This is a genomic window from Ruminococcus flavefaciens (assembly GCF_900143025.1).
GTDB lineage: Bacteria > Bacillota > Clostridia > Oscillospirales > Ruminococcaceae > Ruminococcus > Ruminococcus flavefaciens_I.
Map to the genome: position 1 here is coordinate 17,345 of NZ_FRCT01000005.1, position 12,577 is coordinate 29,921.

Sequence of the window (12,577 nt, forward strand, 5' to 3'; positions counted from 1 at the left end):
CGGCATTACGGCAGCGGAAAAACAGGAGGAAAAAACATGAAAAAGAAAGCAGCGTTTCTTGCAGCCGTTGTTATGACAGGCTGCGCAGTAACTGCACCAATGAGCGATATCCCTGCTAATACCGCAAATGCAGCAGGCGGCTATGATATGAATATCACAGTCGATCTCAAGGGGGAAAGAAAAGAGATATCTCCCCTTATCTATGGCGTGAACCAGTATACCACTAATCTCAAGGACGTGAAAACAAATGCAGTCCGTCAGGGCGGCAACCGTATGACAGCTTACAACTGGGAGACAAACGCTTCCAATGCAGGCAGCGACTGGAAGCACAGCTCGGACACAAATCTCTCGGAATCAAATGATCCTGCCGACTGCGTTCAGGTACTCTCAAAGGACGCAGCAAAGAACAATGTAGGCTACAAGCTTACAACATTACAGCTTGCAGGCTATGTTTCGGCAGATAAGGACGGCACAGTAACAGAGGAGGAGAAGGCTCCTTCAAAGCGCTGGAACAAGGTGGTTCTCACAAAAGGCTCGGATTTTGCCGATACTCCCGACCTTACAGACGGCGTAGTCTACATGGACGAGTACGTAAACTACATCATCAAGAAGCTTGGAAATTCAAAGTCTGAGACAGGTATACAGGGCTACAGCCTTGATAATGAGCCTGTTCTTTGGAACGATACCCACAGCAGAATGCACCCCGAGCCTGTAACTATCAAGGAGCTTGGTGAAAAGTCCATAGAAATGGCTAAGAACGTAAAGAAGCTGGATCCCGACGCAGAGGTGTTCGGACCTGCTCTCTACGGCTATACAGCTTTCGACCATCTCGATGACGATGATGAGCATACAGAGTGGGAAGAGGTAAAGGCTGCAAATAACTATCACTGGTATCTTGACTGCTACCTTGACCAGATGAAAAAGGCTTCTGATGAAGCAGGTACAAGACTTCTTGATGTACTCGACGTACACTACTACTCAGAGTCTGCAAGAAAAGGCATCGAGGACAGACTCCAGTCTGTACGTACTCTTTATGAAAAAGGCTTTAAGGAGAACAGCTGGATAGGTCAGTGGTGCATGGAGAATGTTCCGATACTTCCTACGATACAGGCTTCTATCGACAAGTACTATCCGGGCACTAAGCTTGGTATCTCAGAGTACAACTTCGGCGGTGGAAATGATGCTTCGGGTACTATCGCACAGGTCGAGGCACTTGGCTGCTATGCGGATCAGGGCGTTTATTTCGCTTCACTCTGGGGCGGCGATCCTTTCATCGTTGCAGGTATCAACCTTTACACCAACTATGACGGCAAGGGCGGCTGCTTCGGTGATACACTTATCCCTGCAAAGACAGAGGATGTTTCAAAGTCAAGCACCTATGCGGCTGTAAATGCAAAGGACGACTCAAAGGTGACTGTAATGGTCACAAACAAGGACCTGAAGGAAGCTGAGAATGCAGTTATCGACCTCAAAAACACAGATAACAAGTACAAATCAGCAGCCGTATACGCTATTTACGGCGATGACGAGCAGATAAAGCTTATCGACGTAGTTAAGGACGTAAAGGATAACAAGGTAAATGTAGAGCTTCCTGCTTTCTCTGCTGCTATGGTAGTAGTTTCCGACAAGGCTGACGCTTTTGACGGACTCAAGACCTATGCTGAGACCAAGACAGAGACAGTTACAAAGGAATACACAGATATCAAGTCAATGACAAACGACAAGGGCTTCGTTGTAGTTCCTATTGAGGACGCTAAGCACCTTTCAAAGATAATCATAAACGGCAATGTTACTTCAAGTGCAGGCTCGGGCTGGGGAACAGCAGGCTGTGCAGTATGTATCAATGCTGTTTCGGACGCAGGCGAGAACTTCTGGACATACAAGAGCTACAGCCTCAATCTGGGCAATTCTACAGCTACAGTCAAGTTTGACGGCATACTCAACAAGGAAACAGGCGAGGGTGCTGACAAGGTAGTTGAGGAGCTTAAAGCTACAGTTGCTGACGGCAAGATAGAGCTTCAGAAGTGGTGGGACGCTTCCGAAAAGGGCGAGGCTTCCGTAGAAGATGTTATTGCAGTCGATTACAAGAGCGTGCAGGTAGTATATGAGTATGCACAGGGCGAAACACCAACAGTAAAGCCTGATACTACAACAACCACAACTACTGCTGTAACAACTACATCAAAAACTACAACAACTTCTGCTGAAACTACAACTTCAACTGTTGCTTCAACAACAGTAACCACATCAAGTACACCTGCTGACGTTAAGTACGGCGATGCTAACTGCGACGGTGAGGTAGACCTTTCAGACGCTGTACTCATCATGCAGAGCCTTGCAAATCCTAACAAATATGGTCTTACTGGTGCAGACAAGACTCATATCACAGAAAAGGGCTCAAAGAATGCTGACGTATACAACACAGGTGACGGCGTAACTACAAATGACGCAGTTTCAATTCAGAAATACCTGCTCAAGCTTATTCCTTCACTTCCCGAAAAGTGATATCCTTATTTTAATACCTCTCATTTAAAAGGACTCCGTAAGGAGTCCTTTTGCATTATCTGTATGAATTCCTTGACATTGTCTGTTGTGTGTGATATAATACATTTAACCAAAATGCGGAAAAGAGGGCATGAAAATGGCAGGCAAAAAAGCGCTTATCGTAATTGATATGCAGAATGACTATCTCTGGGACAAGAGAATGAAGAAATTCAGCTACGACACGGAAAAGCTAACAGCAGAGGTAAACAGGAGCATCAATGAATTTCATGCAAACGGCGACGATGTTATATATATCGCGCAGATGTTCCCGAATATCATCACAAACAAGTGGTTCATCGGTTTCTCCATAAAGGGAACTGAGGGTGCGGAGCTTTATAAGGGCATGGATAAGGTCTCTGACCTGTATTTCGAGAAAAATCTCCCTGATACCTTTACAGCTTCAAAATTCAAAGAGCATATGAAGGCACAGGGCTATTCTGAGGTTGTGCTGTGCGGACTTGATGAGTGCGGCTGTGTAGGGGCTACGGCAAAGGGCGCAGTCAAAGCAGGACTTACAGTAAGCATAATCGAAAAGAGCACAGGCTGTCGTTTCCCTGATGCAAAGCAGAAGAAAATGAGGGAAAAGCTGAGATCTCTTGGAGTAAAATACATATAATAAAACAAAAAACGGAAGGCAATAGCCTTCCGTTTTTATATTCAGTCTGTAAATTCCGTGTGGTTCTTACCGTTGTTTTTGCCTTTGTAAAGGCGCTTGTCGGCTTTAGTGATAACGCTGTCGATCTTGTCGGTCTGTATTCCCGTATTTACGCCAAATGTCATGGTAACACCGAATTCGCAGTCCTCTATCTCGAAAATATGCGCTCTCAGAGACTTGTGTATCTTTTCCGTGAAGTCAACACCGTCTTTGATAGTGGCTTCGGGGATAACAAAGAGGAACTCCTCACCGCCCCAGCGGGCAGCATAGCCTCCCTTTGGGATAAGGCTTATAAAGAGATTTGCTACATAGACAAGTACCTTATCGCCGATATCATGTCCGTAGGTATCGTTTATCTTCTTGAAATTATCGATATCTCCGATGCCGATAACATAGCTTGTAGTAGTTGTGGGACATTCTCTGCGGATAGTTCTTATATTCTCGTTCATGGCACGGCGGTTGTAAAGCTGTGTAAGAGGATCTATTGAAGCGAGGTTCTTGAATGTCTCACGCTGGCTGACCAGCTTGAACTCCATATATTCGTGCTGAAGCATATAGCTTGCAGATGCGAATACCATAACGAATGCGCCGATGAAAACGTTGGTCAAATGCATGGCTCTGAGGATTCCTTCATCTTCAAGAGGGTATTTTAAAACAGTTTCTTCGGTCACGGTGATTTTCAGGTATATGTACATACCCATTGATATGAAAGTTACTATGAAAGGTATATAAAAGCGTTTGCCTTGAGTAAGGAAGGTTGCAGGGATTATCAGCAGCAGGAACATTCCGAAATCGGGCTTCCAGCCGAGAAGATACGTGGCATAAACCGCATGAGCTATGATCTCGAGATCGGAGAGGTACACCAACATACTTTTTTCACTTTTCAGGATCGGTACTAAGATAAGTGTCGTTACGTAAAAAGCAATGCTTCCTATGTTAAAATACACCATTTCCTTTACGTTCAGCATATAAAACATGATCAAGTAGGAAATGTGTGCGAAAAGGCAGCCGCAAAGTCCTATTACATATATCGCCTTTTCATGTGTTTTGTCAAAAAAATGCTGATGATCTTCTACAAACTCACGCAGGATTTCCGAACTTTTTCGGAAGGTCATAAACAGTGTCACTTCCCTTCGGGTGAGTTTTTTCTCATTTAAATTTACTCATAAAAAATCTATTATACAATAGTATACACCAAAGCAATACAAATTTCAATAAATAAATTGTAAAAAATAGCCTGTACAGGAAAAAATAATAAACACTGATGTTTTTTCGGCTTTATATGGTGGATAGGGGAAGAGTAAAAACTTTTGAGCACGAAAGCGCAATTTATGTAAAAAATGACGTAGCGCAGCAATTTCTGACTATATGCATAAAATGTTATTTTTCCGAATTTCAGCCAATTGCAGGTGGATTTTCAGATAAATATTTATCCAGTATCTCGGCAGCGGTGCGAACGAATTTAACACATGGGCGGACCTTGTAATATTCTTCCGTGCGCTTTTCGGGTTCTGGAGTGCTTGTTACATTCAAGCCCTTCAGCAGTTCGCGGCAAATTATAGTTTCATGTGCTTCCTTGAACTGAGAGGCGAGAAGCTGTATTCTCTTGTAATGCTCGGATTTATCCTCATGTGAGAAGCTTTCGCCGGGACCGTATAATATGCCGGCTATCATAAACATAGCGGAGCAGGTGCCGCATACCTCCCGCATACGTCCCATTCCTCCGCCGAATGAGGAGGAAAGCTTTACGGCAAGTTCATTGTCAAGACCTGTTACATCGTTGAAAGCCGCAAGTACTGACTGAGCACAGTTAAGCCCTCCTGCAAAAAGCTGACAGGCTTTTTCTGCGTGATCGTATTTCATAAAAACAGCTCCTAAATAGTATTCATTGAGATTATTATATAGCTTTTTTTGTACAAAAACAAGGGCAGGAGAGCAAAAAAACAAATAAAATGTTAGAATATGCTAACGATGAAGGATTTTATTTTTGAGCTTTTTTCTTGATTAACCTACTGAAATGTAGTATAATATTTACTGTATGCAAGGGCAGTTTATTCGGCTGTCTAAAAACCGAAAGGAGTATTTATAATGATTTATTCGCACGAAGTTGAAACAATGTGCCCGATCGCACAGGGCGTTGCTCACGGCGCAGCTCCGATACCTGAGGAAGCAAAATGGGTAAAGGCTAAGGAGATAAAGGATATTTCCGGATTTACACACGGTATTGGCTGGTGTGCACCTCAGCAGGGTACCTGCAAGCTCACACTTAACGTTAAGGAAGGTGTTATCCAGGAAGCTCTCGTTGAGACTATCGGATGCTCAGGTATGACTCACTCCGCTGCTATGGCTGCTGAGATCCTCCCGGGCAGAACAATTCTTGAAGCTCTTAACACAGACCTTGTTTGTGATGCTATAAACACAGCTATGAGAGAGCTCTTCCTCCAGATCGTTTACGGACGTTCACAGTCTGCATTCTCTGAGGGCGGTCTCGTTATCGGTGCAGGTCTTGAGGACCTCGGTAAGGGACTCCGTTCACAGATCGGTACTACATACGGTACTCTCAAGAAGGGACCACGTTACCTCGAACTCACAGACGGATATATTACAGGTCTTGCTCTTAATGAGGACGACGAGATCATCGGCTATAAGTTTATCAACTTTGGTAAGATGATGGACTTTATCAAGGCAGGCGATGACGCAAACACTGCATTTGAAAAGGCTCAGGGCCAGTACGGCAGAGTTGCTGACGCAGTTAAGATCGTTGATCCAAGAAAAGACTAAGGAGGACTTGTAAAATGGCTTTATTTGAATCATATGAGAGACGCGAGAAGCAGATTCTCGCTGTTCTTAAAGAATACGGTATCAGTTCTATCGAAGAGTGTGCTGACGTATGCAAGGCTAAGGGTCTCGACATCTACAAGATGGTAGAGGGTATCCAGCCAATTTGTTTTGAAAATGCAAAGTGGGCTTACACAGTAGGCTGCGCTATCGCTATAAAGAAGGGCTGCAAGAGAGCTGCTGACGCTGCTGCAGCTATCGGTGAAGGCCTCCAGGCTTTCTGTATCCCTGGTTCAGTTGCTGACCAGCGTAAGGTTGGTCTCGGCCACGGTAACCTCGGCAAGATGCTTCTCGAAGAAGATACAGAGTGTTTCGCATTCCTCGCAGGTCACGAGTCATTCGCTGCTGCTGAAGGTGCTATCGGTATTGCTGAGAAGGCAAACAAGGTTCGTCAGAAGCCTCTCCGTGTAATCCTTAACGGTCTCGGCAAGGACGCTGCTCAGATCATTGCTCGTATCAACGGATTCACATATGTTGAGACAGAGATGGACTACGCTACAGGCGAAGTTAAGGAAGTATTCCGCAAGGCTTACTCAAACGGTCTCCGTGCTAAGGTTAACTGCTACGGTGCAAACGACGTAAGAGAAGGCGTTGCTATCATGTGGAAGGAAAACGTTGACGTTTCTATCACAGGTAACTCAACTAACCCAACACGTTTCCAGCACCCAGTTGCAGGTACATACAAGAAGGAGCGCGTTGACGCTGGCAAGAAGTACTTCTCAGTTGCTTCAGGCGGCGGTACAGGACGTACACTCCACCCAGATAACATGGCAGCAGGCCCTGCTTCATACGGTATGACAGATACTCTCGGCCGTATGCACTCTGACGCTCAGTTCGCAGGTTCTTCATCTGTTCCTGCTCACGTTGAGATGATGGGTCTTATCGGTATGGGCAACAACCCGATGGTTGGTGCAACAGTTGCTTGCGCAGTTGCTGTTGAAGAGGCTATGAAGTAATAGCTAAACGGCTATAATACGATAAATAACGAAATCCTGACAAGTCTTATGATTTGTCAGGATTTTATTATTTTTGAAGCAGATACTGTGTTTTGTCACCCGTTTGTCACCCTAAGTTTATTTTTTGTGGCACATATATGCTTCTTACTCAGAAAAGGCTGAACGCTATTATAATGCTTGATGTAAACACAAAACGAAATTGCTCGGTTCAAGAGAGCTTTATTCTTTACAGATATCTCAATTATTATATACGCTTATACCGCCATGCACCCTTATTTTTAGAACTGCCGAAAACATAATATCTTTCTTTGAGAGTGAGATCGTTCGGATTATTTAAAACTGTTGCAATATAAACTTTTTCCTTTTTTCCGTCACCGTCCATATCGCATTCTTTATAGTACGACCAAGTACCATATTTGCCTGCTCCTGCTCCGCTTTTTACTTCAAAACGATGAGTTATTGTATATACACAGACTTTATTGCCGCCTACTGTTTTGGTGCAGCCTGTAAAAACTGATGCACATGATGCGGCAAGAATTGCGGTACAGAGAAATCTTTTTATTCTTGTTTTCATTATAATCGTCCTTTCTGAGTAAATTTAATTTAAAAGTGCATTTAAAAAAGAATAAAGCCCTCTACACGTCATTGTAATACATTTGTGAAAAAATGTCAAGGTTTTCAAAAAATCTGATAAAAAATTATTGTATACTATATATGGTTTACTGAAAAATAACGAAAGAGCAGTCCGTTTGGACTGCTCTTTTTGCATATGTAGTTAATATGTTTCTATAGTTTAATTAAGAGTGTAAGATCACAGGCGTTCTTTTTCATTTATTCTTCATATACTCCTCAAAGGACAATGGTTCATCTTTTGTTGTGGAAATATAGGCATAATACGCAAGGATAAATGAAGCGTCTATCGAATTGATGAAGCCGTCACAGTCGGCATCTGCGGCAAGCTTCTGATTTGCATCGAAACTGCCGTCCTTATCCGTGGAAATCATGGCATAATATTTCAGGACTTCTGAGGCATCTATTGCATTTATCTGACCGTCATTATTCACATCGCCGAGAGTGTATTTAGGCTTTTTCTCTCCATTCATTTTGATATATCCGTTGTATATCCCCTTGGTGAATACATACGTCATCTGGAGCCTTCCTGCTTCGTCCTTTTCATTGTTTATGAAGGTATCAGCGACTATACCGTCGTCAACATAAGCCAAGCCGATAGGGTAGACATCGCCAGGTTCGGCGTTTTCAGGGATTATGAAATCAATGGTGAAAATACTTCCGTTGTTGAGGAGGATATCATTGGCATTGTATGCGTAAAAAGCGATCTGTCCGTCTTCAACCAGCTTAGAACCTATCGTGAAGTCCTTTATGGCTTTGCCTGTATTCACCAATTCACCCTGTGAGTTCTCTTTGACTTTCAGACGGGTATCATAGAATATATGGAATTTAATGCAGCTTACAGGATCTGTAGCACCATGTACGCTAAAGTATACCCTCTGAGTCCGTCCCCTTGCAGCCTCTGCATCAAATCCTATCTTGTCAAAAAAAAGCATTATACCGCCTTTGTAGTCCCTCGGTTTCACAGTCGGAACGTTCCATTCCACAGGCTGTATCCAGCGAGAACCGTCATAGGGGACTTCCATATCGTTTTGTTTATTGAAAGGATTATCCGATGCTGCGGTAGTTACTGTAGGTTGCTGAGTAAAAGTAACGGTGCAGCATATGAGTGAAAAAAGCATAGCTGCGGCAGTTATTATCCCTTTTATTTTCATTATAAGGACCTCGTTTCTTTGTGGAGTTACTTTAAATTATATTTGATAAAAGGGGCAAGGTCAACAGTTGAGCATAAATCGTAATGAACTATTAATAATATATGTCTTCTCGCACAAAAGAGATATACACATTTTATTGATATTGCCGAAAACAAAAAGAACCGCCTATAAAAGGCGGTTCCTTGCGTTGTCAGATTTTGCAGAATACGTTTGAGATAGCACAGCTGAGTGCCTGATACTGATGACCTACTTCTAAGTCGTCTACGTATTCGTTGATTTCTTCTCTCAGATCCCTTGGTGTTTCGTCTTCGTCGATGAGTACGCTGTCAACCGAATACCAGAAATTGCTGTCCATAGTGAAAATAAGAACTCCGCACTGTTCGCACTTTCTGCCTAAGATCTGGTTGACAAACTCCTTGCTGACAGGTAAGTATAAGCAGTCATAATCCTCATCATAGATGTAGGAATTTGTACCTGTCGTGATGTCGTCGTAAATTGCTCCTAACATTGAAAAAAGTTTCATAAAAAAGCCCCCTATAAAATAAAAAATTATGTTATTATAATACTTTGTATTAGGGGATTTGTAAACCCCTTTTTATGAAATGTTACAGTTTATTAATTTTATTCGTTATACTGCAACAAAAGAAACACATCATGTTGTCTATATTGCTGTCAAAAAATGGGGTGTATAATTGTGGAAAAAGGCAATATATTGAGATTTTGTAAATACGCTGTTTGAATGAACAAAGAAACACTGCGGAAACAATTATTTTCGCAGTGTTTATAATACTTATTTTACTACTTTTTCGTCAGACGGAAGAGTTTTTCTTGTAAAGCCAACGACCTCATTTCCGCCGATCATTACCATAGTATCTTTATTGATCGTAATAGCACCGTCGCCGTTGAAGAGAGGTGTAAGGTTCTCGTTTGCAGTTACAGTCAGTACGTTTCCGTTCAGTTTATAGGTAAAGAAGTTTTTGTAGACTATCCTGCTTTTTCCGTCCTCATAAAAATCAACTACGGCGTATAGCGGGTTGACATCAGAGTTGCGATCGGATTTGAAGCCGTTAATGACAATGTTATAATATACTCCGTCGTAGAGGTGATATGTGCCGAGCTTTCCGTCTGTGCTTTCTATCCTTGACATTTCGATGAGCTTTTCTTTTTCGTTTTCAACTGTTATAATACCGTCCTTTTCCTGATAAAAAGGCGAAGGTATAGCCGTGCCAGATACGACGAAATCGTTTCCGCTGAAGTGGAGAAGGTCGGAAGTAACTGTGTAGAGTCCGCCTGTGCCGTCATTCAGGAAGAAGAGTCCCATTTTATCTGTATCGTTTTCATCTTCGGTATTTAATTCCCAGAATCCGATGATATCCTTGCTGTAATCTATTTTTGGGGGAGTATAGGCAGTTGTGGTGGTAGTCGTTGTTGTTGTATTAACAGCAGTTGTTGTCGTAGTTGCAGGCGGAGCGTTAACGAATGTATCAAGGTCAAGAGTTCCGCTTGTGGACTTGTATGCGTAGTATGAAAGTATTTTTGAAGCGTCAACAGCATCGACCTGGTCGTCGTGGTTCACATCTGCGGCTTTTTTCTGGTCGGCAGTAAAGGTTCCGCCCCTTTCTGTTGAGCTGGCGGCGTATTCTGCCAGTATGAGCGATGCATCGACCGCGTCTGAATAACCGTTATTGTTGACATCACCGAGATTATATGCAGCAAATACCTGAGCGGCAGATGATATCAGCAGTAAAGAAGCAGTCAGCAGAGAACAAGTTACTTTGGCAATAGTGTTTTTCATAGGTTGACCTCCTTAAACAAAATAAGATACATATATTTTAGCAGAAGCGGCATATAATGTCAATAATTTTTAACATTTAAAACGCTTTCTGTTGTTGACAGTAAAAGTATGAAATGGTATAATTAACTAAAATTCAGGGGAGATGCAGAGAATGAAGAAAGTCATTAAAAGAATAGCTGTTATATTTGTAGTATTTCTCATCGTTACGTTTATAATCGCATATGTAATAACCTCAAAAGAAATGTCAAAAAACTTCGGACGAGGTGAATATCCTGAAAAAAGACTGACTGCCACATGGATGTACGACCATTATGAGAAGGATTATCCCCGTGAGGAGGTAAGCTTCAGATCGGGAGAAAACACCCTCAATGGCTTTATTTACGGTATGGACAATGACAGGGGACTGATAGTATTTGCCCACGGAATAGGCAGCGGACATGAGGTTTATCTTTCGCTTTTAACCAGTCTGCTGGACTGCGGCTGGCGTGTATTTACCTATGACTGTACAGGCAGCGGCTACAGCGAGGGCGAGGGCACAAAAGGACTTGCACAGTCGGTCATCGACCTTGACAATGCTCTCACTTACGCGGAAAGTGATGCGCGACTGAATATACTTGATACATATGTGCTTGGACACAGCTGGGGCGGATATGCAGCGGCAGCTGTACTCAACTTTGACCATGATGTTAAAGCCTGTGTTTCAATGTCAGGCTATAATACGCCGTTTGCTGAGCTTTCAGAGTCCTGCGGCAGAATGTTTGGCGGCTGGAGCAAGCTGCTTGATCCTGTAGTATGGCTGTATAACAAAATCGAATTCGGCAGTAATTCTTCTATATCTGCTGTGGACGGCATAAATAAGGCGGGGATACCTGTGCTTATTATCCACGGCACAAAAGATGAGGTCATAGAATATGACGGAGCTTCAATTATTTCGCATAAGGACGAAATAACAAATCCCAATGTTGAATACAAGGTCTATGACGAGGAGGGCAGAAACGGTCATAACAGCTATTTCTATACTCCTGAGTATAAGAAATACAAGGAAGAATTCGTTACTCCTGAGCGTGAGAGACTTGAGAAAAAATACGGTGATAAAATCCCCGATGAAGAAATGATAAAGCTGTGTGATAAGATCGACAAGGAGCTGTATAACGGCACGAATGAGGAGCTTATAGAGCTTATCAACAGCTTTTTCGGAAAAGCTGCTTAAAAAAGTCTGCTGATTTTCAGCAGACTTTTTTGCGTGATATAACGTTTTTCGATGTATCTGTTGCATTTTAAAAAAAACTATGCTATAATAACTTATGAAAATGAAATTGATTATCAAATTAAGGAGATAATGTGCTATGTCTATGAAAAAATGTGCGCTTATATCGGTGCTTGCGGCTTTATGCCTTTGTTCGTGCGGAGTTCAGGAAAATGACGCTTCAACAGAGTCTTCGACTGCTCCAAATGCGCAGGCAGCTGCTTCCATCAGCGGATACGATGTAGACCTTACTGAGCTGAATTCTCAGATGGTGTATGCACAGGTCTACGATATGGTGGCAAATCCCGATAATTACATGGGACAGAAGGTGCGTGTAAGGGGGAATTTTTCATATTTCAAGGACGAACAGTCGGGAAATGAATACTTTGCTGTACTTATCAGCGATGCTACAGCCTGCTGTGCTCAGGGAATCGAATTCGTGCTTGATGGTGACTACAAATATCCCGATGATTATCCTTCGCTTGATACTATGATAACCGTGTCGGGCGAGTTCAATTACTATAAGGAAGGCGTAAACACTTACTGCCAGCTGCTCAATGCAAAGATAGAGGACGATAAGCTCTCATGGTAAGCTGATATATGAAAAGGCTTCCTCTGACGGAGGACGTCCCTTTTTCAAAAGGGGTTATCTCAATAATTAGTGTAAAATTTCTATATGGGTATCGGGGTTAACTTCCCGAAGCTTTTTATATGCCTGCATATTGACAAAAACACCGTATAATGGTATAATCTCCTATG

At 42.6% G+C, this 12,577-nt stretch carries 12 protein-coding genes; 6 read left to right on the forward strand and 6 right to left on the reverse strand.

Features of this window, described 5'->3' with window-relative positions; all coding sequences use genetic code 11:
- Nucleotides 1-36: 36 nt before the first annotated feature.
- On the forward strand, nt 37-2,505 hold the full coding sequence (locus BUB28_RS06550) for a glycoside hydrolase family 44 protein (RefSeq protein ID WP_072950005.1): 2,469 nt from the start codon (nt 37-39) through the stop codon (nt 2,503-2,505).
- A 136-nt stretch (nt 2,506-2,641) separates the two neighbouring features.
- Nucleotides 2,642-3,160, forward strand: coding sequence for a cysteine hydrolase family protein (locus BUB28_RS06555; protein ID WP_072950007.1), 519 nt, complete (start codon nt 2,642-2,644; stop codon nt 3,158-3,160).
- A gap of 41 nt (nt 3,161-3,201) precedes the next feature.
- On the opposite strand, the gene BUB28_RS06560 is transcribed toward BUB28_RS06555, so the two are convergent.
- Nucleotides 3,202-4,176, reverse strand: a complete 975-nt coding sequence (locus BUB28_RS06560) for a GGDEF domain-containing protein (RefSeq protein WP_207647086.1) — start codon at nt 4,174-4,176, stop codon at nt 3,202-3,204.
- Between the two features lie 418 nt (nt 4,177-4,594).
- Nucleotides 4,595-5,062: a C-GCAxxG-C-C family protein gene (locus BUB28_RS06565; protein WP_072950010.1), complete on the reverse strand. Its 468-nt coding sequence runs from the start codon at nt 5,060-5,062 to the stop codon at nt 4,595-4,597.
- A gap of 225 nt (nt 5,063-5,287) precedes the next feature.
- Here BUB28_RS06565 and BUB28_RS06570 point away from each other — a divergent pair, with 225 nt between their 5' ends.
- Nucleotides 5,288-5,980, forward strand: a complete 693-nt coding sequence (locus BUB28_RS06570; protein WP_009985666.1) for an iron-sulfur cluster assembly scaffold protein — start codon at nt 5,288-5,290, stop codon at nt 5,978-5,980.
- Between the two features lie 14 nt (nt 5,981-5,994).
- Nucleotides 5,995-6,993, forward strand: coding sequence for a GGGtGRT protein (locus tag BUB28_RS06575; protein ID WP_072950011.1), 999 nt, complete (start codon nt 5,995-5,997; stop codon nt 6,991-6,993).
- 244 nt (nt 6,994-7,237) lie between these two features.
- Here BUB28_RS06575 and BUB28_RS06580 read toward each other — a convergent pair whose 3' ends face one another.
- The 4 genes from BUB28_RS06580 to BUB28_RS06595 form a co-directional block, all read right to left on the reverse strand.
- Nucleotides 7,238-7,567: a hypothetical protein gene (locus tag BUB28_RS06580; protein ID WP_072950013.1), complete on the reverse strand. Its 330-nt coding sequence runs from the start codon at nt 7,565-7,567 to the stop codon at nt 7,238-7,240.
- A gap of 253 nt (nt 7,568-7,820) precedes the next feature.
- Nucleotides 7,821-8,777 (reverse strand): dockerin type I domain-containing protein, encoded by a 957-nt coding sequence (locus BUB28_RS06585; protein ID WP_072950015.1) that lies wholly within the window; start codon nt 8,775-8,777, stop codon nt 7,821-7,823.
- A 190-nt stretch (nt 8,778-8,967) separates the two neighbouring features.
- Nucleotides 8,968-9,300 (reverse strand): hypothetical protein, encoded by a 333-nt coding sequence (locus tag BUB28_RS06590; protein ID WP_072950017.1) that lies wholly within the window; start codon nt 9,298-9,300, stop codon nt 8,968-8,970.
- Between the two features lie 267 nt (nt 9,301-9,567).
- The gene (locus tag BUB28_RS06595) at nt 9,568-10,572 is read right to left on the reverse strand and encodes a dockerin type I domain-containing protein (RefSeq protein ID WP_072950019.1); all 1,005 of its coding nucleotides are present in this window, start codon (nt 10,570-10,572) and stop codon (nt 9,568-9,570) included.
- A 151-nt stretch (nt 10,573-10,723) separates the two neighbouring features.
- On the opposite strand from BUB28_RS06595, the gene BUB28_RS06600 reads away from it, so the two are divergent.
- Nucleotides 10,724-11,782 (forward strand): alpha/beta fold hydrolase, encoded by a 1,059-nt coding sequence (locus tag BUB28_RS06600; protein ID WP_072950021.1) that lies wholly within the window; start codon nt 10,724-10,726, stop codon nt 11,780-11,782.
- Nucleotides 11,783-11,918: 136 nt separating this feature from the next.
- Nucleotides 11,919-12,410 carry a hypothetical protein gene (locus BUB28_RS06605; RefSeq protein ID WP_072950023.1) on the forward strand — a complete coding sequence of 164 codons (492 nt, stop codon included), beginning with the start codon at nt 11,919-11,921 and terminating at the stop codon, nt 12,408-12,410.
- Nucleotides 12,411-12,577: the final 167 nt, after the last annotated feature.

Coding starts and splice junctions, on each gene's coding strand:
- BUB28_RS06565 (WP_072950010.1), bottom strand. CDS start 5,062: ATGAAATACGATCACGCAGAAAAAGCCTGTCAGCTTTTTGCAGGAGGG.
- BUB28_RS06590 (WP_072950017.1), bottom strand. CDS start 9,300: ATGAAACTTTTTTCAATGTTAGGAGCAATTTACGACGACATCACGACA.
- BUB28_RS06550 (WP_072950005.1), top strand. CDS start 37: ATGAAAAAGAAAGCAGCGTTTCTTGCAGCCGTTGTTATGACAGGCTGC.
- BUB28_RS06560 (WP_207647086.1), bottom strand. CDS start 4,176: ATGTTTTATATGCTGAACGTAAAGGAAATGGTGTATTTTAACATAGGA.
- BUB28_RS06605 (WP_072950023.1), top strand. CDS start 11,919: ATGTCTATGAAAAAATGTGCGCTTATATCGGTGCTTGCGGCTTTATGC.
- BUB28_RS06555 (WP_072950007.1), top strand. CDS start 2,642: ATGGCAGGCAAAAAAGCGCTTATCGTAATTGATATGCAGAATGACTAT.
- BUB28_RS06595 (WP_072950019.1), bottom strand. CDS start 10,572: ATGAAAAACACTATTGCCAAAGTAACTTGTTCTCTGCTGACTGCTTCT.
- BUB28_RS06575 (WP_072950011.1), top strand. CDS start 5,995: ATGGCTTTATTTGAATCATATGAGAGACGCGAGAAGCAGATTCTCGCT.
- BUB28_RS06600 (WP_072950021.1), top strand. CDS start 10,724: ATGAAGAAAGTCATTAAAAGAATAGCTGTTATATTTGTAGTATTTCTC.
- BUB28_RS06585 (WP_072950015.1), bottom strand. CDS start 8,777: ATGAAAATAAAAGGGATAATAACTGCCGCAGCTATGCTTTTTTCACTC.
- BUB28_RS06580 (WP_072950013.1), bottom strand. CDS start 7,567: ATGAAAACAAGAATAAAAAGATTTCTCTGTACCGCAATTCTTGCCGCA.
- BUB28_RS06570 (WP_009985666.1), top strand. CDS start 5,288: ATGATTTATTCGCACGAAGTTGAAACAATGTGCCCGATCGCACAGGGC.